Raw genomic sequence first — 19,251 nt, forward strand, 5'->3', positions numbered from 1 at the left:
TGTTTCATTTCCAAAAGAGTCATTTGAAACAGGCTTCGGAACTCGGCCTCTTTTATCGCGGGTTCGCTTGGTTCTTCATCCGCAGCAGGGGTTTCTTCGGGCCGAGGCTGCGTCAGTCGTGTCGCGTGCGAGCGAGAGTCGCGAAAGATCGACCAAAAACTCTGTATCAAATTCCTTCCCTCCCAATGAACTGCGCAAATCTTGTCACTGCGGGGCCGATCCGAACCTCAGTGGTTGGCCGAAGCTCAAGGATCACAGTCCGTGAGTGGCACCCCGCAGCGACGAGGTGCATTTAGGGATTTCATTTTGAGACGTAAGGGGGAAGAAAACCCCGGTTTACGTCACTTTTGTGCATGCAAAATAAAAAATTGAGCAGCATCTTACGTTTACGTCAACTACGCCGACGCGGAAGAAATTTCGGGACGCTACGTCAAATCCCGACCTATTGCGCCATTTGGCTGCCGCCTTAACGGCCCCAGAGGAACATCGAAGGGAATTTCGCGCGGCGAAAATAGGATTCGACGCAGCCACAAAAGCGAATATTCAAGTTTTGGGAAGTTTTGAATGGCAGGGGCAGCAGGGTTCGAACCCGCGACCTACGGTTTTGGAGACCGTCGCTCTACCAACTGAGCTATACCCCTAGGCTGAGCCTCAGATATGCCAGCCGCGCGGCGGACTCAAGAGGCTTTTTCAGTTTCTCGACCACTTCTCGACAAGACAAACAAGTTGCACGCGGCGTTGAGTTCTATAAGACACGGTTTGGTCAGTATGAGGGACCCATCCGTGAGTATCCGCAAAAAGATCGCCGACAGCGAAGCCTTGTTAAACTGGGCGGCGCGCCGTATTGCGAGCTATATTCGGATGGTCAACCGCAACACCAAATGGCAGCGCATCGGCTATGAAGAACTGGACCAGCTGGCCGAACAGGGCGAACCGGTCATCGTTGTTCTTTGGCATCAGCGGCTGGCGCAGTCACCCTATTTCTTCCCGCTGGACAAGGCGCAGATCTGCTCGATCACGTCCTCGGCCCGGGCGGGCAGCATGGTGGGCCGCGTGCAAAAGCTGTTCGGCATGGACACGATCGCCATGGCTAGCAAACACAAAAGTAACGTTGCTGTGTCGCGTGAAGTACTGGGGAAGATGAAGCAGGGGATTTCTATTGGCATTGCCGCCGACGGACCCCGCGGGCCGGAGCGGGTGCTGTCGACCGTACCTTTGGTCTGGGCGCGCACATCGGGCAAACGGGTGTTCGGAATCACCTTCTCGGCCCGTCACGGCAGAGAGGCCGGTACATGGGACCGCTTACTCATGCCCCGCCCCTGGCGCAACGAAGGTGTATTTTTATGCCGCGAATGGACCGAAACCGTACCCCGAAAAGCCAGTAAAGAGCAGATCGAAACCCTGCGCCAAAACCTTGAGCAGCACATGAACGACATCACGGCCGAGGCTGACCGGATGGTCGGGCGCGAACCGTGGTCGCCTAAACCTTAACCACCGCGTAGTCTCTGCATCAGATAGACTTCGCTGCCTTCCGGGATGGGTTCCGTCAGGCCCGTTGCAATCACGCGCCCGTCGATCGCAATAGAGACGCCCGCGTCAATGGGGGCCTGCAATTGCGGATGCGCGCGCACCAGGGCGCGCAACAACTCTCCGGTTGTTTTGGCCTCGACCTCGACAACGGCCAAGCCCCCGGTCAGAGACCGGAGGCCGGACCAGAGGTGAACCTCAACCATTGTCCTTGAGCGCGGCCAGAATGCGCGGAGGCGACATCGGCAGTTGCTTCATCCGCACACCCGCTGCGTTGGAAACCGCGTTGGCGATGGCGGCAAGCGGCGGCACGATGCCGGTCTCGCCCACACCGCGTACCCCAAACGGGTGGCCGGGATTGGGCACTTCGACAATCACCGTGTCGATCATTGGCAGGTCACTAGCAACGGGAATCCGGTAGTCGAGGAAGATCGAGTTCTGCAACCGTCCGTCCTCGCCGTAGATATATTCCTCGTTCAGCGCCCAGCCGATGCCTTGCGCGGCACCACCCTGGAACTGGCCTTCCACATAGGTCGGGTGGATCGCCTTGCCGGCGTCTTGAATGACCGTGTAGCGTGTGACGCTGGTCTTGCCGGTTTCCGGGTCGACCTCAGCATCGACAATATGGGTGCCAAAGGACACGCCCGCACCTTCCGGAGTTGCCTCGAAATGGCCCGAGATCGGGCCACCGGTGCGCCCCATATCCGCCGTGATGTCGGACAGGGCCAGCGGGTCGAAATCGCCTGCATTGGGGCCTGAGGGCACGGCGCAGCCGTTTTCCCATTTCACGGCCTCGACCGGGATACCCCACTTGGCTGCCGCACGTTCGCACAGTTTTTCGACCGCGTGTTTGGCCGCCTTGATGGTCGCCAGACCCGACGCGTAGGTCACACGCGAGCCGTGTGAGACGTCGTTATAACCCAGCGTCGCCGTATCCGCGATGGTGACGCGGATGTTCTCGTATGGGATGCCCAGAACTTCGGCCGCCATCAGCGCCATAGACGCACGAGAACCGCCGATATCCGGCGTTCCGACCATCAGCTGGGCCGAGCCATCTTCAGACAGGGCCAGGGATACTGAGGTCTCACCGCCGTGGTTGAACCAGAAGCCACAGGAAATCCCGCGCCCCTGCCCCGGCTTCAGCGGGGCCGAATAGTGCGGGTGCGCCTTGGCGGCCTCCAGCGTTTCGACCAGACCAATGCGTTCGTAGGTCGGGCCATAGCTGGCCTTGGTCCCTTCATGCGCGGCGTTTGTCAGGCGGACATCAACGGGGTCGAGGCCCAGCTTGTTGCACAGCTCATCAATCACCGACTCAACCGCAAAGGCACCCATGGGTGCGCCCGGCGCGCGGTAAGCGGCCTGTTTCGGACGGTTCGACATCACGTCATAGCCGATCTGCTTGACGTTGGTCAGGTTGTACGGCGCGAAGGCGCACATGGCAGTCATATCGCCCGGCGCACCGGGGAAGGCCCCGCCCTGCAAGCGGAATACGCCTTGTGCTGCCGAGATGGTCCCGTCCTTCTTCATGCCGATCTTGACGTCCATCGACGCCGACGCCGTTGGGCCGGTCGCCCGGAAAACCTCGGACCGGGTCATAACGATCTTGACCGGACGGTTGGCTTTGCGGCTCAATGCAAGCGCAACGGGTTCGATAAAGACAGTGGTCTTGCCGCCGAAACCACCGCCAATCTCGGACGCGGTGACGCGCAGTTGCGAGGTCTCAATACCCAGCAGCGCGGCGCAGGTCTTTTGCGCTATCCAGTGGCCTTGCGTGGTGCACCACAGCTCACCCTTGCCGTCATTGCCCAGCATGCCCAGACAGGCGTGCGGTTCGATATAGCCCTGATGGGTCGCTTCCGTGACAAAGCTGTCTTCGATGACCAGATCCGCTTCGGCAAACCCGGCCTCGACATCTCCGTGACCGCTTTCGTGGTAACGTACGACGTTGGGGTGCAGCCCTTCGGGTACCGAATAGTCCGCCGCGCCTTCCCGAATAACAGGCGCATCCGACGCCATCGCTTTGTCCACGTCCGTGACGTGCGGCAGCACCTCGTATTCGACCTCAATCAGCTTCAGCGCATCGCGGGCTGCCAGCGCCGAAGTCGCGGCAACCGCTGCCACGGCATGACCGTCATAGAGGGCCTTTTCGCCTGCCATGACGTTTTCCAAAACGTTCCAGAACTCGCCCTCGAGACCCGGTTTGAACGGGACATCGGCAAAGTCCGCGCGGGTGACGACGGCTTTGACGTCCTTATGCGCCTCGGCTTTCGAGGTGTCGATCTTCACGATCCGCGCGTGGGCATGGGGCGAGCGCAGAACCGCTCCGTGCAACATGCCGGGCGCATAGGCATCAGCCCCGAATTTGGCGCGGCCCGTGACCTTGTCCAAGCCATCCGGGCGATCCGGTCGCGTGCCAACGAAAGTGAATACAGATTTGCGATCGTCGAGTGCCATTACGAAGCCTCCCGCAGCTCTTCCGCCGTTTCCATCACGGCGCGAATGATCTTGTCATAACCGGTGCAGCGGCAGAGGTTGCCTGCCAGCCAATACCGGGTTTCCTCTTCGGTCGGGTTTGGGTTCTTCTCGAGCAGCGACTTGGCCGCCACCAGAATGCCCGGCGTGCAAATGCCGCACTGAAGCGCCGCGTGTTCGATGAACTTCTTCTGCAGCGGGTGCAGAACGTCGCCATCCGCGATGCCTTCGACAGTTTCGATGGCCTTACCATCAGCCTCAACGCCCAGCATCAGGCAGGAACAGACCAGACGGCCATCTACGGTGACGGAGCACGCGCCGCAATCGCCGGTGCCACAACCTTCTTTCGCGCCGGTCAGGTTCAGCTTGTCGCGCAGACAGTCCAACAGCGTTTCGCGCGGGTCGCACAGGTATTCGACCGTGTCCCCGTTCACGGTAGTGGATACGTGGAGCTTGCTCATGCGTCTTCTCCCTTGGCGCGGGCATAGGCGATTTTCGCGGCGCGCTTGGCCAGAACACCAGCGACCTCGGTGCGGAATTCGATCGTACCGCGTTTGTCGTCAATCGGGTTACAGGCGGCCGAAGCGGCCGCGGCCAACGCGTCTAAAGCGGTGTCATCCAGCGTGCTGCCGATGATTGCTTTGGCGCAGTCTTCAACCAGCAAAACGGTCGGGGCGACAGCGCCCAGAGACACGCGCGCTTCGGTGATCATGTCGCCGTCCAGACGCAGGCTGACGCCCACGCCGACCACGGCGATGTCCATTTCGGTGCGCGGGATAAAGCGCAGATAGGCGTCACCGCCATTTTCGCCCCGCGCGGGGAGGTTGACGGCCGAGATCACTTCACCCTTCGCCAGCGAGGTCTTGCCCGGTCCGGTGGGGATGTCCTCAACAGCAACCTCGCGCGCGCCATCTGGGCCGGTCACAGTGACCGTCACACCCGCCGCAACCATCGCGGGCACCGAATCCGCCGCCGGAGACCCGTTGCACAGGTTACCCGTCAACGTCGCGCGGCCCTGCACCTGAGTCGAGCCGATCAGGTCCATCGCCTCGACCACACCAGGCCAGTCGCGGCCCAGCTCGGAATGCTCGCTCATTTCAGCGCCGGTGACAGCGACGCCAAGGGTCCAGCTGCCATCGGCATTTTGCGTGATCTGATCTACACCGTTGATTTTCTTGATGTCGATCAGCGTATCGGGCGTCACCAATTCCGAGCGCAGCTGCACCAACACATCGGTGCCGCCTGCCAGAAACCGTGTCGTGCCCGTCGCGTTTGCAGCCAGAGCCGACGCCTCGGCAAAGCTGGCGGGGCTGTGATAATCCATGAAAATACCTCGCACCTGTCAATCAGGATTCACTGGGTTCTCGGGGAAGGTAATGCAGTGCCTCAGCGGCGTCCATGGCCGGAGCGACCAATTTTTCTACAACTTCATGTCGTTTTTCGACCTTGGGTCAGAGGTCGATCTCGATCACGCCATCCGGTTGCGCGGCGCGGCTTTGACACAAAATGATAGCGCTCTCGCGTTGTTTGTTGGACAGGACAAAATCGCGATGTTCGATTTCGCCGGAAACAACACCGCATTTGCAGACGCCGCAGATGCCATCGGCGCATTTCACATCCACGTGAATGCCCGCCTCATTCAACACCTGCGCGGCGTCCTTGTCTTCCGGCACGATCAGTTGCTGGCCTGATTTCGCCAGCTTCAAGGTGAATGGGTAGTTTTCATAGTCCGGTTGCTCGGGGACCGAGAAATACTCCAGATGCCGCGCTTCGTGCGGGAAACCCTGCCGTTTGGCCGCTTGCATGACCCCCTCCATGAAGCGATCTGGCCCGCAGGTATAGACGTGCCAGCCGTCCTGATAGCCTGAGAGGATCGCATCCAGATCGGCCCGCGTGCCTTCATCCGAGAAATGGAAGTGCACGTGATCCGCCCACTGCATCGCGGCCAGATCATCCAAATACCCGGCCCCAGCGCGGGTACTGGCCGAGTAGTGCAGCTTGAACGGTTTACCCAGCGCGTACAGACGATGGGCAAAGGCGATCATCGGGGTGATGCCTATCCCACCGCCCATTAGGAAGGTTTTGGTCGCAGTCTCATCCAGCTCGAAATGATTGATCGGCTTCGAGATGAAAACCTTGCGGCCTTCGTTGAAGATGCGATGCAGCAGAGCCGAACCACCGCGCCCATCATCTTCACGCAAGACACCGATCTGATAGCTCGCCCGGTCCGAAGGGTCACCGGACATCGAATACTGGCGCAGAAATTCGGGCGCGACCAACACGTCCAGATGCGCGCCCGCTGTCCATTTGGGTAAAGGGGAACCGTCCAGTGTCGAGAACTCATACTTGGTCACATCGGCTGTCATCTTGTCGACCTTGGTCAATTCGACCCGCATGACCGGTGCATCGCCTGCGATGTCATAGCGGTGAACGACTGAAATGTCGCCCGCCGCTTTGCGTTCCTTGTATTCCTCGGCGCTCACCATCGCCTCATAGGCGACAATCCCGGCCTCGCGGTCCATGGCAAAGGGATAGGGCCACGGATGTGGGGCCAGATAGGCGGGATAAACGGCCAACGTCTGATCTTCGTATTTCAGATCAAGATCGGGCTGCAGATCGCGCCGGTTCAGCGGATGCACCGAGGGGCGGTAGGCGCCATCCGACTGCAGCTCGATATCCCACCACCATTTTTTAACGTCATTCAGGCCACCATTGCCCACCGCATCATCCAGTTTCGCCAATGCCGGGGCCGCCTGAGGGATATTCATCGCGGCCCAACGGAAGGGGCGTTCTTTGAAAATCCCTTCGAGGTTCCACGGGCAGGTCTTCATGCAGCGTCCGCACATCGACCCCCCGGGCGTTGTCACGCGATAGGTAGCGCATTTCTGACTGTCGGATTTCCAGATCTCATAGCCGTTGAACATCAGCTTTGGCCCGGCGGTGATCGCGCCCGAAGGGCATTCGCGGGCACATTTGTTGCAGCTTTCGCAGAAACTCTGCAGGCCGAAATCAATCGGCGTGTCATGCACCATCGGCATATCACTCGTCACCGCGCCGGATTTCAGACGCGGGCCGAGATAGGGGTTCAGAATGACCTCGCCAATCCGGCTGACCTCGCCCAACCCCGACAACAGCAATAGCGGAGGTTGCAGCACCTCGCCATCCATCACCGTATGGGCCTTGGCCTTGTAGCCGAGGTTACGGATCTGCTGCGCGATCACACCACCCAGCAGTGAAAACCGCAGATAGGCGCGCATGGATTGCGCGACGCTGATCCAATCATCACCGCTTGCGCCCTCCATCGTCTCATAGCCCTGATCGATGATCATGCTGATGGCCTGATCATGCGGGGGCGTGATCTCTTCCCCCGTCGCATCGTGGGAATACCACGCCCAGTCCGGACAACGGCTGAGGCCGACCGCATCGACCCCCAAAAAATAACTGGCGGCCTTGATATTGGCGGCATTGCGCTGCGCATCCGTCGGAGGCGAGACCTTAGCGCTTTCACCATCCTGCAACAGAACAAACGCGCCCAGCGCCCGGCGTTGCGCGAAACTGGGGGCCGATTTGCGCACGTAATATCCGCCCTTGGCCGCGTCCTGCAGGTGTTTGCCCATATCGCCGAACTGCGCCCGCGCGAACATGTCGGCCCGCTTGGGGACGCGCGCGACGTTGGCCTCATCAATATAGGTGGTGGGCGTCTCGACCCGCTTGAGCCGTTCAAACGGATACGCCCCATCCACGTAGCGGCGTTTGGCATAGGCATCGCGGTTCAGAGCGTTCTTGGCGAACCCGGTGCCAAGCCACCACGCAGGGCCTTGGGTCCGGAACCACGGTTGTTGCGCCATGGGCTGCAGGGGCTGATCGTGGGCAATCTCCATCTCGGTCGTGACAGCGGCCAGACCAAACCGGCGGCCCAGCCAAGGGGCAACAAGCGTGCCGTCTTCGACCGAGGCCAAACCCGCCGCCACCGCCAGCTTGCCCAGATCCACCTCGGACGACATCGCCGTATGCGCCCGCGCATCGAACCCCAGCAGCCGGATGTAGTTTGCGATCACAACGGCATTCTCAGTCGCCAGTAGGCACGCCCGGTGGTCCTGCGCATCCATGATCCAATCGGACCCCGGCTCGTCCGGGTTAGGGTCGCGGTTATGTTCATACAGGAACACCAGAGCATGACTATGCGAGGCCATCGGACGCGGCGCGGCCTCCATGCTTTCCTTGAGATCGGCCATGATAACGTCGATCCCCGAGGCCAGTGTTTTGGTCTGGCGGGTTTTCAGCGCATGCGCCAGACGGTCGATATCGGGGTTGCGGCGCGGCTGGTCCAACAGCGCCTCGGGCGGCAACGGCCCGCAGCCCATCATCGAGGCATCGTTGAAATAGCCAAACGCCTTGAGGTGATCTGCCCTTGCCTGCGGGTCCTGCGGGATATCCGAGGCGACAGGGTTCACCAGCCCATCCCGGATCGTGTCCAGCATGGCCTGAAACTCGCCCATCGCATTCACGATGCTCTCGGGCCGGTCAGGCAGGTGAAAGTTAAGCTCGGGCATCGGGGGCAGCTGGGAAAAATCGGGCATTGCCTGCTGACGCGCCAGACGCTCAAGAGGGTACGACCCCAAGTGAACGGGTCGGTTCTTATCCGAGAAAAAGCGAAGTCCCATGTGCATGTCCCTTGTTTGCGCCTGAACTAGCGCCCTCTCGACAGCAAAACCATTCATACTTAATCATAGATTGTATGAGCAAAATCGATTTCATTGATCTGGACGGGAAGGTCCTGCGCATATTTCTGACGATACTCGAGGAAAGCTCGGTCTCGAAAGCGGCGGATCGGCTGGGGGTCACACAGTCGGCAATCAGCCACACATTGGCCAAGCTACGGCAGGTGCTGGGCGATCCGCTATTCGTGCGATCTGGCCAGGGCCTGACACCGACCGAACGCGCGCTGGCCTTGCAAGAGCCGGTTCGCAACGTGCTGGATGGTATGCGCGCGCTGACGGATGAACGCCCCTTTGATCCACTGTCAGAGCAGATGGAAATCCGCATCGCCACCAATGACATGCCGCGAGAGCTGATCTTTCCCGACCTTCTACGCGCGACCCGTGCCGAGGGTATTAAGCTGCAGTTGGAATTCATCTCATCCGGCGTACCGGGGCCGGACCTGCTGCGCAGCGACCGGTGCCAGCTGATGCTGACGCCGCTGCCTCCGGACGGGCCGGACATCTTTCAAAAGCGGCTGATCACAAGCCCGTTGATGGTGTTTTTTGACCGATGCCAACGCTCCGCGCCCGAGACGTGGGAGGCCTACTGTCAGAGTGAGCATGTCGAGGTTCGCTTTCCCGACGGCCGGAATGCGCGCGCGGTGATGCGCGGTGTGGATCAAAGCCAGATCCGTCCGCCAACCGTCGTACTGCCGCATTTCAACGCCATCCCGTCTTTCATCGCGGGCAGCCCGCTGATTTCCACCGACACGGCGCTGATGAAAAACGGACCGCTGGCCGCGCTGGATTGCGCGCCCTTGCCGTTCGACTGCGAGCCTGTCTCGATCTACATGGTCTGGCACCAACGCTCAGCCAATGACCCGGCCCATCGCTGGTTGCGCGGCCGGATCGAAAACATCGCCAGCACTATTCAGGCCAAGACCTGAAGCAGAGCCTAGCCTGTCGCCAGAGCCCTTTGATCCTCACGCCCCATGGCCACCAGAATCGGCGAGTCCTCTTGCCGCGCAGCGAATGAGACCTTGTCGGTCATGCCGCTCCACCCCGCCATGGTCAGAGACTGCGCCACCGCGCCGCCCAGTGTCGCCCCCGGCCCGGTCACGATGAACAGGTCGGGTGCGAACTCTCGCGCGGCGGTTTGAATGGCTCGGGTGAAATCGTAAGTCTCGGTCACCTGATGGCCCAGCGTATAATCCCAAAGCGCCTCGGTATCGGTGGCGCCCGGCCACCAGATCTTGCCGCGCCCGTCGATCATCGGGTGACGGGGTTGGCCGAACAGATCAGCTTTCAGCCGCGCCCGACCTTCGGCGGCAATCGGGGCCTGCAGAGAAGTATGGAACGCCGCATGGTTCGGCAGCCGCATGGGAAAGCGGTCCTGAACGGTGGGATGAGATGCCTCGAACGCGGCCAGACCAGCCTCATTCCCGGCCAGCACCAGCATACCGCCCAGATCAATCGACAGCGCCAGATCCTGCCCCTCGACCGCGTTGATGTCAGAGACGTCCTGCAACAACGCCTGTTTTTGTTGCGCGCTGTCGACCCAGCTGTCATCGGTGAAGGGATAGACCGACTGCCCCCCGATCAGATGTTCCTGCATCAGAGTGCCCATGGTGTTCACAACGCGGAACCCGTTCTCAGCGCTCAGTGCGCCAGCGGCGGCGAGAGCGATATACCAACCCATCGAGTTGCCCGTCACAGCCACCACCTCGATATCATCCGCCAGCGACTGCGCATCCGCCAGCGCGGCGGCATAGATCAGGGGCGAGGCCACATCGCCGCGCGAATAGGTACTGACCGCAAAGCGCGCGGCCCCGTCCAGAGCGGTTACCCCCTCTTGCCCGGCCTCGGCGCGCATGGCGTCAAAGCGCTGGAACATCGGCATCTCGTCCGCATGGTGGCGGTGCAGATAGCCCAGCTCGGGCTTGTTGTAGGTGCCCCGACCGGGGCAGATCACGACAGCTGTTCGGGTCATTTCCGCACTCCGGTCAGGGTCAGGGCTGCAGCGACGATACCGTCCTTGGACGGCAGGGGTGCGGCATAGGCCGGGCCAGTCGCGATAAAGCAATCCTCAGCCACAACGCGGGCGACCCGCGTCTGGGCGCTTTCTTCGCGGAAGAGGGTCATCAGCCCCTCGGACTGGCTGCCTGTGCGGCGACATTCATCCACGATCAGGACGTGCTTGCAGTCCTTGGCCGCCTTCAGCAGCGCCTCGGTCGGCAATGGGGCCAGCCAGCGTAAATCGACGATACGAGCGTTCACCCCGGCCGCCTGCAACTCAGGTAGCGCCTGACGCGACAAGTAGTGGCCGTTGCCGTAGGTTACGATGGCCAGATCGGTGCCATCGCCATTTACCCCAACCTCGCCCAGCGCAATCCGCCGGTCAGGAGAGGGGTAGGTCGTCATCCAGCCCCCGTCCTGCGCCGTATTCAAATCCCGCATGGGATAGAGCGCTATCGGTTCGAGGAATACAACAACCCGCTGCTCTTCCCGCGCCAGTCGCACGCATTCGCGCAGCATCTGCGCCGCGTCTTCCCCGGTCGAGGGGCAGGCAATGATCACACCCGGAATGTCGCGCAAAACGGCCAGAGAGTTGTCGTTGTGGAAATGCCCTCCAAAGCCTTTCTGATACCCAAGCCCAGCGATCCGTAGCACCATCGGGTTGGTGAATTGCCCATTCGAAAAGAAGGGCAGTGTGGCAGCCTCACCGCGGATCTGATCCTCGGCATTGTGCAGATAGGCGAGGAACTGGATTTCGGGGATCGGCACAAACCCGTTGTGGCCCATGCCAATGGCAAGACCGAGGATGGATTGTTCGTCCAGCAGAGTGTCGATCACACGGTCCTGTCCGAACCGCTGCTGCAGCTTCTGCGTCACGCCATAAACGCCACCTTTGCGGCCCACATCCTCGCCCATGCAGACGATCTCGCCATGTTCCAGCATTAGATCGGTCAGCGCCCAGTTGATCAGGCGGCTCATGGGCTGCGGGTCGGACATCGCGCGCATGTCGCCCCCGAACGCCTTTGCGCGCTCATCCGCACTGGGGCCGTTCGTCGGCTTGCAGGTGCGTTTGGGCGGGATCAGGCTGGCCATAACATCCTGCGCGGTCGACAAATGCGGGCGCGTGGCAGCCTCGGCAGCAACACGATCCGTCCGGGCGCAGCTGTCCTGATAGATTTTCAACGCCTCTTCCGGAGCCAACGTCCCCGCCTGATGCAACAGCCGAACGGAATGGAGAAGCGGATCATTTGCCTCATCCGCCTCGACCTCGGCCTTGCTGAGATATGTTGTCGGCACATCCGCCCCCGCATGGCCATAGAGGCGCACGGTCCTCAGGTGCAGGAAGGCGGGCTTACGGCGCGTGCGGACATAATGCGCGGCTTCCTGAGCCACGGCGTAGGTCTCGTAGATGTCCAGCCCGTTGGCCTGAAAATACTTGATGCCTGGGCGATGCGCCATCGACGCCTCGATCCAGCCTTTGGGTGTTTTCACCGAGATCCCGATGCCATTGTCCTCGCATACGAACAGCAAGGGCAGTGGCGTGGATTGCACACTGGTCCAACCCGCCGTGTTGATCGCCCCTTGCGCGGTCGAATGGTTGGCCGAGGCGTCCCCGAACGAACACATGGCGATGCCATCCTCGGGCAACACCCGATGCTCGGGGTCATGCCGCCGCGCTGCCCCCAACGCATAGGCCGCGCCGACCGCCTTGGGCAGGTGGCTGGCAATGGTCGAGGTCTGAGGCGGGATCATCAGAGCCTTGGAGCCAAGCACCTTATGACGCCCACCCGAGGTCGGGTCCTCTTTCGAGCACGCAAAGCTCAGCAGCATATCCCAGGCGATCTGCTGGCCCGGAACCTGCTCGGAACGAGCGATCTGGAACGCCGCATCGCGGTAGTGCAAAAAGGCGATATCCGTCGGGCGCAGGGCGTGGGCCACCGCAGCCATGCCCTCATGACCCGATGAGCCAATGGTATAGAACCCCTGCCCCGCCTTCTGCATCGCCCGGCTGGTGCGATCCAGCGCCCGGCTGAGGACCTGCGAGCGGTAAAGTGACACCGCATCTGCATGGCTCAGCCCACCGACTGGAGGCACACCTTCGGGAAAATCCCGGTTTGCCACGCGGGACAGGAAATTCTCATGGACGATCTGCGCGCGATCCATAGCTCGGCCTTCTCAAATGTTGCGGGGCTGTCCGCGGGTCTTGTTTTCGAACGGCGCGGGCGCGCGCGTCAAAGACCAGTATATCCGGCTGGTGTCGGGAAAAAGCCAGTGATAATCAAACCCAAAGGTATGAGGAAATGTAATATGATCGCGCCCCGCCGCTTTCTTCCGTCGATTTCATCCCTGCTCGCGCTTGAGGCTGTGGACAGGCTGGGCAGCGCCTCGGCTGCGGCCGAGGAGCTATCGCTGACCCAAAGCGCCATCAGCCGCCAGCTGAAAACGATGGAGGAGCAGTTGGGCATCGAACTGATCCAACGCACCCAAATGCGGCTGCACCTGACACCGGCCGCGCAAGAGTATGTCCAGACGGCCCGCACAGCGCTGCATCAACTGGCGCAGGCCTCGCTTAAACTGAAGGCCAACCCGACCGGAGGTTCCCTCAACCTTTCCATCCTGCCGGCATTCGGGATGCATTGGTTGGCCCCGCGCCTTCAGGACTTCGCCCGCAATCACCCTGAGGTGACGGTCAACCTGAACACAAGGCTGCGACCCTTCGATTTCGAAACCGAGGCTTTCGACGCAGGTTTTCACTTTGGTCGCCAGAATTGGAGCGGCGTGAATTACCTGAAGATCATGACAGAGTATGTCGTGCCCGTCTGCGCCCCTGACCTTCTGCCCGACCAGAGCGATCAAATCGACTGGCTGGAGCAGGCACCCCTCTTGCACATGGAAACGCGCCCCGACGGGTGGGAGCGCTGGTTTGCCGCGCAGGACCATCCTGTCAGCGGGTCGCGTGGGATGCTGTTCGACCAGTTTTCAACGATGATACAGGCCACGATCCATGGGTTAGGCGTTGGTTTGTTCCCAAGCTATCTCGTCGAAGAGCACCTCAAAACCGGCCGCCTTGCCTTGGCGTGGGATGGGCCGGAGGTCAGCTTGGGCGCGTACTATCTGGTATGGCCTAAGAACAGGATTGAGTCTGAACCGTTGAAGTCATTTCGAGCATGGCTCGAACGGCAGCTGGACCCGGAGATCACATAGAGTTCTGAACAGACCGCCACCCGAAAATCTGCCCGGCCCAACGGGAGGAGATGTTCCAAAAGGAACTTCGACGACGGGCGGGAGGGCCTCAGACGTCAATCGAACGCGCGATGAGTTCCTTCATGACCTCATTCGTACCGCCATAGATCATCTGCACACGGGCATCGGCATAAAGGCGGGCGATCGGGTATTCCATCATGAAGCCATAGCCGCCAAAAAGCTGCAGGCACTCATGCATGATCTCGTTCTGGACCTCTGACCCCCAGTATTTGACCATGGATGCGGTGGCGGCATCCAATTCACCCGCCTCCAGCTTGCCAATGCAATCATTCACGAAACTGCGCAGCACTTCCGCTTTGGTTTTGCACTCGGCCAGTTTGAACCGCGTGTTCTGGAAATCCATGACACGCTGTCCAAAGGCCTTGCGCTCCTGCACATATTTCACCGTCTCAGTTATGGCGAAATCAATCGCGCCCAGCGCCATGATGCCGATGGTCAAACGCTCCCACGGAAGTTGTTTCATCAGCTGGTAGAACCCCTGCCCCTCATCCGGGCCGAGCAGATTGGTCATCGGCACTTTGACATCTTCAAAGAACAGTTCGGCGGTGTCATTGCCCTTCATACCCAGCTTCTTGAGGTTGCGCCCGCGCCGGAAACCCTCGGCCCCATTCGTCTCGACAACGATCAAAGACACGCCCTTGGCCCCCAAACTCTTGTCTGTCTTGGCGGCAACGATGATCAGATCCGCGCTCTGACCGTTGGTGATGAAGATCTTCGACCCGTTCAGGCGATAGGAGTTGCCGTCTTTCTCAGCCGAGGTCCGCACCGCCTGCACATCCGAACCCGTGCCCGGTTCGGTCATCGCCAAAGCCCCAACCATCTCGCCCGAAGCCAGCTTGGGCAACCAACGCTGCTTTTGGTCTTCGCTGCCGTAGGCTGTGATATAGTGCGTCACGATCGACTGGATCCCATATCCCCATCCGGCATCCCCGCGCGCCGTCTGCTCGTATAGAGTGACCGAGTCAAACCCCATGTCCCCACCGGCGCCGCCATATTCTTCCGGGATCGCACCCGCCATCAGACCTGTTTCCCCGGCCTTGTGCCAGAATGCACGGTCTACGATGCCATTCGCGGCCCAGGTTTCGGCATTGGGAACCAACTCATCATCCAGAAACCGCCCTGCCATTTCGGCAAACATCCGGTGTTCGTCAGTGACCCAGGCTGCGGTCGAGATAAAAAGCGACATGTGGTATTCTCCGATCAGGTGTTACCTGAAAGGCTATCGCGGCACCGTAGATAGGCCAATCCACGTAACGCCGCGTTCCGTCAATGCAACGCAGCGTTCTTTCGGGTTAGGGCAGCATCCAGCAGCAATTGCGCTGCGACCTTGGCGTCTTCAGCCGGATTCCCGTTTTTCAACAGAACGGCCGAGACGATCGCGCCCTCTTGCAGCAAAACAATCTGACGGGCCAGAAGCTCTGGCGCATGTGCGCCGGATTGGCGCGCCAATGAGGTCAAGTGTTCCAAAATAACCCGTTTATGTTCTGCTGCCTGCACGTGGATCGGATGGCTGGCATCCTGATACTCGGCCGCGGCTTTCAGAAACATGCATCCGCGGAAATCGTCCTCTTCGAACCATTCTTTAAAAGCATCAAAAGTGGCAATCAATTGCCCGGCTGGCGTGTCCGCCAGCTGCTCAACCCGTCGCAGGATCCGATTGCGGAAACTCTCATCCCTTAGGCGTAGAACGGCCAGGATCAGATCTTCCTTGGTGCGGAAGTGTTTGTACATCGAGGTCTTGGACACTCCGGTTTCCACCACCAGTTTATCCATGCCGGTCGCGTGAAACCCGTCTCGGTAGAAGACCTCCATCGCTTTGCGCACCAGTTCATCGCGTTTGTTAGGACGCATCAGAAAGCACCTGAGTGTACCGGGCTGTACATTTCTATCCCACTTCCATTGCGGTTTCTTCACGTCACTGCACGTCGTGAACCCAAAGCATCACAACGACTTCACTTTTTTGCAACGTGAGCTCTTGCAAATCATAGCCAGTGAGAACACTTTTTAAAGGGTTACCGATCAGTACACCCAAGGATGTGACGATGAAACACCACTCCAGCTTTGTTGCCACGCAATATGTCCCAATCATTTTGGTGCTCGCTTTACTGACTGCGGCGGTGGCCACATGAACAGGCGATAGTATGATACGCACAGCTTTGCAGATCGTCTCGGCCTTGATCATCGGGTCTGCCTTTTTGTTGCTTGTGGTACTGTTTGGCTTTTTTGCCTCACCTGATGCGGTGCGGTCGACCCCCGAGAGCGCCAATGGCCAATCCTTGCTTGAAAGCCTATTTCAGCGCGAGGGCCGCTAAAAATCACGCAACACCTCTTGACCTTCCTGTCACTGGAACCCCCATGTGGATAGCAAGATATCTGTCGGGATGAGTCGCATGACCCAAAGCACTCAATTGAAAATCACGGGCATGAACTGTGCCTCTTGCGTTGGGCGCGCCGAGGCTGCATTGCAGGCTGTGCCCGGCGTGCAGGACGCATCGGTCAATTTTGCGACACAGACGGCTCAGGTCACGTTTGACGGCCCAGTCTCCGACCTCAGCGATGCACTACAGGCCGCTGGCTATCCCGCGGCAACGCATCAGACCTTTTTGCAGATCACCGGGATGAATTGCGCGTCTTGTGTGGCGAAGATCGAACGTACTCTACAGGCCAGCCCTGGCGTTCTTGAGGCAAGCGTGAACCTCGCCAACCAAAGCGCATCGGTCACCTACATCGAGGGCGCGACCACGCCGCAGGCGCTGGCACAGATCACAACTCAGCTTGGATTTCCCGCGCAGCTTAAGGCATCTCCGAGGTCGGAAACGAGGTCCGATGACACGCCGGAAGAGGCACGCGATTTGAAACGCGCGACAGTATTGGCTGCCCTTTTGGCCCTGCCCGTATTTGTTCTCGAGATGGGCGGGCATATGGTTCCCGCCTTCCACCATTGGGTTCACGCAACCCTCGGACAGCAGACCAGCTATCTGATCCAGTTTGCCCTGACCACGGCCCTGTTGATTGGCCCGGGACGCGTGTTCTACGCCAAGGGTATTCCGACCCTGCTGCGCGGGATGCCGGACATGAACGCTCTGGTCGCTTTGGGGACCGGAGCGGCCTATCTGTTCTCCATCATCTCGACCTTCGCGCCAGGCCTGCTACCGCAGGGCACGGCAAATGTGTATTTTGAGGCCGCAGCCGTGATCATAGTACTGATCCTTCTCGGCCGCATGATGGAGGCGCGCGCCAAAGGCAAAACCGGCGCGGCAATCCGAGCGCTGATCGGGCTTCAGCCCAAAACCGCGCGCGTCGAACGAAACGGAGCAGCAGAAGATCGCCCTATTACCGAAATAGCGGTGGGTGACGTGCTGCAAATCCGTCCCGGAGAACGCGTTCCGGTGGATGGAGATATCCTCGAAGGAACCTCTTACGTCGATGAAAGCATGATCACGGGGGAACCGGTACCGGTTGGCAAATCCGCTGGCGACCCGGTGGTGGGCGGTACCGTAAACGGAACCGGCGCGCTGCGTGTGCAGGCGACTCGCGTTGGTGGGGATACGGTTCTGGCCCAAGTCATCTCGATGGTAGAACAAGCGCAGGGGGCCAAGCTGCCCATCCAAAGCCTGGTCGACCGGCTGACCTATCGCTTTGTTCCAGCGGTGATGCTGGTTGCGGTTTTGACCATCACTGCTTGGCTGATCTTCGGGCCTTCTCCGTCACTGCCGCTGGCGCTGGTGGCCGGGGTATCGGTCCTGATCATCGCCTGCCCCTGCGCCATGGGTCTGGCCACGCCGACCTCAATCATGGTGGGGACGGGCCGTGCGGCGGAGCTGGGTGTTTTGTTCCGCAAGGGCGATGCGCTGCAACACTTGCAGCAGACCAAGGTGATTGCCTTCGACAAAACCGGTACGCTGACCCTCGGGCGCCCCGAACTAGATCACGTGACAACCACCAACGGCTTTGAGCGGGATCAGGTCCTGCGACTGGCCGCAGCAATCGAGGCGCGCTCGGAACACCCTATCGCCACTGCGATTACCCGCGCCGGACCCTCTGATCTGCCCGAGGTTTCTCAGGTTCAGTCCCTCACCGGCCTTGGCCTTCAGGGCCGCGCAGAGGGGCATGACCTGCTGATTGGCTCATACAAATTGATGCATCAGAAAGGCGTGGATATCTCGGATCTGAAGCCGGACGCCGATGCACGGGCTGCGCAGGGGGCGACCCCGCTGTTCTTGGCCATTGATGGGGTAGCGGCAGCCAGTCTGGCTGTCTCGGACCCTGTGAAGCCGGGCACGGCCGAGGCGCTGGCCAAGCTACACGATATGGGCCTGACGCTTGCCATGGTGACCGGAGACAACGCGCAAACGGCGCAAGCGATGGCAAACAGGTTGGGCCTTGATCACGTGGCCGCCGACCTGCTGCCCGGTGACAAACAGAAAACGCTAGAGGGCTTGGGCCGCGAATTCGGCGCGCTCGCCTTTGTGGGCGATGGGATCAACGACGCACCTGCTCTGGCGGCAGCTGATGTTGGCGTCGCCATCGGCACCGGAACGGATGTCGCGATCGAGGCTGCAGATGTGGTTCTGATGTCCGGCGATCTGCGCGGCGTCGTGAACGCAATCGACATCAGCCATCGGACGATGCGCAATATCCGTCAGAACCTCGGATGGGCGTTTGGCTATAACACTTTGCTGATCCCTGTGGCCGCCGGAGTGCTGTACCCCTTTGGCGGGCCATTGCTGTCCCCGGTGCTTGCGGCGGGCGCGATGGCCCTGTCCAGTGTCTTTGTCGTCACAAATGCGCTGCGTCTGCGGTGGGTCCGCCCCAACGTCGCGGAAGGTGCGCAAAAAACCACGAAGGAGGCCCACGCATGAATATTGGCGATGTCTCAACCCGCACCGGACTGCCTGCGAAAACGATCCGCTACTATGAGGATATCGCGCTGATCAAACCTCTGCGCGATGACAACGGCTATCGCCGGTTTCGCGAACAGGACATTCACAAGCTAACCTTTCTAGGGCGCGCCCGCGCCTTGGGGTTTACCATCGAAGACTGCCGCACACTGCTGGCGCTATATGAAGATGAAAGCCGGGCGAGCGCGGATGTAAAGCAAGTTGCACGGGATCATCTGGCGCAGATCGACGCAAAAATCACCGACCTCAAGGCGATGCGCGACACGCTGAGTCATTTGATCGAGGCCTGCGCCGGAGACGACCGACCGGACTGCCCGATCCTGAAGGATCTAGGCGGGAACAGCTAACACGGGGTTGCCCTTTCGCGCAGG

General features: G+C 60.3%; 16 protein-coding genes and 1 tRNA gene. 6 read left to right on the plus strand and 11 right to left on the minus strand.

Annotation, left to right across the window (positions count from 1 at the left end; translation table 11 throughout):
* Positions 1–565: 565 nt before the first annotated feature.
* Positions 566–641: transfer RNA gene (locus tag ACR0JF_RS20760), tRNA-Trp, on the minus strand.
* 142 nt (positions 642–783) lie between these two features.
* Here ACR0JF_RS20760 and ACR0JF_RS20765 point away from each other — a divergent pair.
* Positions 784–1,491, plus strand: a complete 708-nt coding sequence (locus tag ACR0JF_RS20765; protein WP_170662790.1) for a DUF374 domain-containing protein — start codon at positions 784–786, stop codon at positions 1,489–1,491.
* Here ACR0JF_RS20765 and ACR0JF_RS20770 read toward each other — a convergent pair.
* From ACR0JF_RS20770 to ACR0JF_RS20790, 5 genes are all read right to left on the minus strand, one after another.
* Positions 1,488–1,733 (minus strand): MoaD/ThiS family protein, encoded by a 246-nt coding sequence (locus ACR0JF_RS20770; protein WP_170468530.1) that lies wholly within the window; start codon positions 1,731–1,733, stop codon positions 1,488–1,490. The genes ACR0JF_RS20765 and ACR0JF_RS20770 overlap by 4 nt on opposite strands.
* Positions 1,726–3,981: a xanthine dehydrogenase family protein molybdopterin-binding subunit gene (locus ACR0JF_RS20775; RefSeq protein WP_170662788.1), complete on the minus strand. Its 2,256-nt coding sequence runs from the start codon at positions 3,979–3,981 to the stop codon at positions 1,726–1,728. The genes ACR0JF_RS20770 and ACR0JF_RS20775 overlap by 8 nt, the downstream gene beginning before the upstream one ends.
* The gene (locus ACR0JF_RS20780; RefSeq protein ID WP_170662786.1) at positions 3,981–4,460 is read right to left on the minus strand and encodes a (2Fe-2S)-binding protein; all 480 of its coding nucleotides are present in this window, start codon (positions 4,458–4,460) and stop codon (positions 3,981–3,983) included. The genes ACR0JF_RS20775 and ACR0JF_RS20780 overlap by 1 nt, the downstream gene beginning before the upstream one ends.
* Positions 4,457–5,323, minus strand: a complete 867-nt coding sequence (locus tag ACR0JF_RS20785; RefSeq protein WP_170662784.1) for an FAD binding domain-containing protein — start codon at positions 5,321–5,323, stop codon at positions 4,457–4,459. The genes ACR0JF_RS20780 and ACR0JF_RS20785 overlap by 4 nt, the downstream gene beginning before the upstream one ends.
* A 127-nt stretch (positions 5,324–5,450) precedes the next feature.
* Positions 5,451–8,663, minus strand: a complete 3,213-nt coding sequence (locus ACR0JF_RS20790; protein ID WP_170662782.1) for a 2Fe-2S iron-sulfur cluster-binding protein — start codon at positions 8,661–8,663, stop codon at positions 5,451–5,453.
* A gap of 74 nt (positions 8,664–8,737) precedes the next feature.
* On the opposite strand from ACR0JF_RS20790, the gene ACR0JF_RS20795 reads away from it, so the two are divergent.
* A complete protein-coding gene (locus ACR0JF_RS20795) occupies positions 8,738–9,646 on the plus strand; it encodes a LysR family transcriptional regulator (protein ID WP_170662780.1) in 909 nt (302 codons plus the stop codon).
* Between the two features lie 8 nt (positions 9,647–9,654).
* Here ACR0JF_RS20795 and ACR0JF_RS20800 read toward each other — a convergent pair whose 3' ends face one another.
* On the minus strand, positions 9,655–10,689 hold the full coding sequence (locus ACR0JF_RS20800) for an ACP S-malonyltransferase (protein ID WP_170662777.1): 1,035 nt from the start codon (positions 10,687–10,689) through the stop codon (positions 9,655–9,657).
* Positions 10,686–12,878: a thiamine pyrophosphate-dependent enzyme gene (locus ACR0JF_RS20805; RefSeq protein ID WP_170662776.1), complete on the minus strand. Its 2,193-nt coding sequence runs from the start codon at positions 12,876–12,878 to the stop codon at positions 10,686–10,688. Before ACR0JF_RS20805 ends, ACR0JF_RS20800 begins: the two co-directional genes overlap by 4 nt.
* Positions 12,879–13,022: 144 nt before the next feature.
* Here ACR0JF_RS20805 and ACR0JF_RS20810 point away from each other — a divergent pair, with 144 nt between their 5' ends.
* Positions 13,023–13,919: a LysR substrate-binding domain-containing protein gene (locus tag ACR0JF_RS20810; RefSeq protein ID WP_170643889.1), complete on the plus strand. Its 897-nt coding sequence runs from the start codon at positions 13,023–13,025 to the stop codon at positions 13,917–13,919.
* An 88-nt stretch (positions 13,920–14,007) separates the two neighbouring features.
* On the opposite strand, the gene ACR0JF_RS20815 is transcribed toward ACR0JF_RS20810, so the two are convergent.
* The 3 genes from ACR0JF_RS20815 to ACR0JF_RS20825 form a co-directional block, all read right to left on the minus strand.
* Entirely contained in the window at positions 14,008–15,165 is a 1,158-nt protein-coding gene (locus ACR0JF_RS20815) for an acyl-CoA dehydrogenase family protein (protein WP_170662774.1), read from the minus strand.
* 80 nt (positions 15,166–15,245) lie between these two features.
* Positions 15,246–15,830 carry a TetR/AcrR family transcriptional regulator gene (locus ACR0JF_RS20820; protein ID WP_170662772.1) on the minus strand — a complete coding sequence of 195 codons (585 nt, stop codon included), beginning with the start codon at positions 15,828–15,830 and terminating at the stop codon, positions 15,246–15,248.
* 64 nt (positions 15,831–15,894) lie between these two features.
* Entirely contained in the window at positions 15,895–16,050 is a 156-nt protein-coding gene (locus ACR0JF_RS20825) for a hypothetical protein (RefSeq protein WP_170747569.1), read from the minus strand.
* Between the two features lie 70 nt (positions 16,051–16,120).
* Here ACR0JF_RS20825 and ACR0JF_RS20830 point away from each other — a divergent pair, with 70 nt between their 5' ends.
* The 3 genes from ACR0JF_RS20830 (at position 16,121) to cueR (ending at position 19,227) form a co-directional block, all read left to right on the plus strand.
* On the plus strand, positions 16,121–16,291 hold the full coding sequence (locus ACR0JF_RS20830) for a hypothetical protein (RefSeq protein WP_170662768.1): 171 nt from the start codon (positions 16,121–16,123) through the stop codon (positions 16,289–16,291).
* A gap of 78 nt (positions 16,292–16,369) precedes the next feature.
* Positions 16,370–18,841 carry a heavy metal translocating P-type ATPase gene (locus ACR0JF_RS20835; RefSeq protein ID WP_480669807.1) on the plus strand — a complete coding sequence of 824 codons (2,472 nt, stop codon included), beginning with the start codon at positions 16,370–16,372 and terminating at the stop codon, positions 18,839–18,841.
* A complete protein-coding gene (gene cueR, locus ACR0JF_RS20840; RefSeq protein ID WP_170662764.1) occupies positions 18,838–19,227 on the plus strand; it encodes a Cu(I)-responsive transcriptional regulator in 390 nt (129 codons plus the stop codon). The genes ACR0JF_RS20835 and cueR overlap by 4 nt, the downstream gene beginning before the upstream one ends.
* The last annotated feature ends 24 nt before the right edge of the window (positions 19,228–19,251 follow it).

The sequence above is a fragment of the Ruegeria sp. BG11 genome (genome assembly GCF_056538565.1).

Coding starts and splice junctions, on each gene's coding strand:
- ACR0JF_RS20830 (WP_170662768.1), top strand. CDS start 16,121: ATGATACGCACAGCTTTGCAGATCGTCTCGGCCTTGATCATCGGGTCT.
- ACR0JF_RS20800 (WP_170662777.1), bottom strand. CDS start 10,689: ATGACCCGAACAGCTGTCGTGATCTGCCCCGGTCGGGGCACCTACAAC.
- ACR0JF_RS20795 (WP_170662780.1), top strand. CDS start 8,738: ATGAGCAAAATCGATTTCATTGATCTGGACGGGAAGGTCCTGCGCATA.
- ACR0JF_RS20770 (WP_170468530.1), bottom strand. CDS start 1,733: ATGGTTGAGGTTCACCTCTGGTCCGGCCTCCGGTCTCTGACCGGGGGC.
- ACR0JF_RS20785 (WP_170662784.1), bottom strand. CDS start 5,323: ATGGATTATCACAGCCCCGCCAGCTTTGCCGAGGCGTCGGCTCTGGCT.
- ACR0JF_RS20810 (WP_170643889.1), top strand. CDS start 13,023: ATGATCGCGCCCCGCCGCTTTCTTCCGTCGATTTCATCCCTGCTCGCG.
- ACR0JF_RS20780 (WP_170662786.1), bottom strand. CDS start 4,460: ATGAGCAAGCTCCACGTATCCACTACCGTGAACGGGGACACGGTCGAA.
- ACR0JF_RS20775 (WP_170662788.1), bottom strand. CDS start 3,981: ATGGCACTCGACGATCGCAAATCTGTATTCACTTTCGTTGGCACGCGA.
- ACR0JF_RS20820 (WP_170662772.1), bottom strand. CDS start 15,830: ATGCGTCCTAACAAACGCGATGAACTGGTGCGCAAAGCGATGGAGGTC.
- cueR (WP_170662764.1), top strand. CDS start 18,838: ATGAATATTGGCGATGTCTCAACCCGCACCGGACTGCCTGCGAAAACG.
- ACR0JF_RS20805 (WP_170662776.1), bottom strand. CDS start 12,878: ATGGATCGCGCGCAGATCGTCCATGAGAATTTCCTGTCCCGCGTGGCA.
- ACR0JF_RS20835 (WP_480669807.1), top strand. CDS start 16,370: ATGACCCAAAGCACTCAATTGAAAATCACGGGCATGAACTGTGCCTCT.
- ACR0JF_RS20790 (WP_170662782.1), bottom strand. CDS start 8,663: ATGGGACTTCGCTTTTTCTCGGATAAGAACCGACCCGTTCACTTGGGG.
- ACR0JF_RS20815 (WP_170662774.1), bottom strand. CDS start 15,165: ATGTCGCTTTTTATCTCGACCGCAGCCTGGGTCACTGACGAACACCGG.